General features: G+C 42.7%; 1 protein-coding gene and 1 pseudogene. One reads left to right on the forward strand and one right to left on the reverse strand.

The annotated features are described in order from the left end of the window. Positions 1-1,025: hypothetical protein (locus A3729_RS32070; RefSeq protein ID WP_068633112.1), on the forward strand; the 1,025-nt coding region annotated here is incomplete at its 5' end. Positions 1,026-1,104: 79 nt separating this feature from the next. Here A3729_RS32070 and A3729_RS02905 read toward each other — a convergent pair. Continuing rightward, positions 1,105-1,503 (reverse strand): annotated as a pseudogene (locus tag A3729_RS02905) (adenylosuccinate lyase); the annotation flags it as partial.

A 1,503-nucleotide genomic window follows, 5' to 3' on the forward strand; every position in this document is an offset into this window, starting at 1 on the left:
TTTTCCTTATTCAGTTATTTGCCAGTCAAAAGCCACTTAATTCGCACTATGAGCCTGTTTCTCTTGGCCCTTCATTACCTTTATCTTCCTCGACTGAGGATTACCTTGATGTGCCTACTCCTCAGATTCCAGAGTATTTGAAAGCGGAGCCTAGTGAGATTGAGCAGCTGATTGAAGCCTTAGTAAGCTTACTGGTTCAAGAACACTCAAGTGAGAAACACTTACCGTCTTTTCACGCAAGCTTGAAAGAAATGCGTAACGACTTAATACAGTCCTACCCAGATACAGGTGCGGAAATATTTGAGCGAATTATTCGAACGGCTTTCCCCGAGTTAGTAGATGATATTCTTGCTTTATTAGCAATGCTTGATATCTATGACGAGTGGCTCTTGACTAATATATTAGATCTGAATGAAATGCCTGCGTTGCAGCAGCAAGGCATGTTGTGGCAAAAGCGCTATGAAATTTTTGGTGAGGAGTTAGCAGAAGCTATTTGGGAGAAAGAACGAAGTGCTGAAGAAGATAAACGAGAGTCGATGCTCTCTACCGTTAATATGCTTAACCAGTCACTTGATATGAGCATGCAAGACCGAGTTTATCTATTGCAAAGCGCTTATGATGAAAACTATTTTGGCTCTGTTGAAGATTTGGTGCTTGATTCGAAAGGTATGTTATCTCAAGTTGTCTTTGGTCTTAATGCTGTACAAAGTGAACTCGGTGCATTAACACGTGAAGAACGTCAGTATGAAATTAATGAAGTGAGGCGGCTCATCGGATTCGAAGAGTCCCAGATAGAATGGTTGGCCAAGCGAGACCAAGAGAGAGAGGATCGGTGGAATAATGGTTACGCATATATGGAAGAGCGTTCACTTGTCTCTGAGCAGTTTGAAGGCGAAGCCTTAGTAGAAAAGCTAAGCGCTTTGCGAGAGAAGTACTTTAAAAATGAGGCCAGTACCATCCAGAAGGAAGAAGAAATGTTAGGTTTCTTCCGTTATAACAGAGAAAGGGTTTATGGGCGAAACTGATTACTTAAGAGTCTTCAAATGGAAAGAAAAAAGGCGCGTTGAGTTTTCTCAATGCGCCTTTTTTATAATCTTTCGAAAGTTAGCTCTTAATTGCGTTTGCCTGCGCTATTGCGTTACCAATATAGGTAGCAGGCGTCAATTTCAGCAGCTCTTCTTTAGCAGGGTCTGGAATATCTAAAGTCTTCACAAAGCTTTGAATCGTTTCCTGGTTCATTACATTACCGCGAGTTAGCTCTTTAAGCTTCTCGTAAGGTTGTTCAACCTTATAGCGACGCATAACGGTTTGAATCGGCTCAGCCATGATTTCCCATGCGTTGTCGAGGTCTTGAGCTAAACGCTCCGGGTTAATTTGAAGCTTGTTTAGACCCTTTAGCGTGGACTGGTAAGCAATGATGCTGTTCGCCAGGCCGACGCCTAGGTTACGAAGAACCGTAGAATCTGTCAGGTCACGCTGCCAGCGAGAGATAGGTAGCTTTTC

It is taken from the genome of Oleiphilus sp. HI0043 (assembly GCF_001634935.1).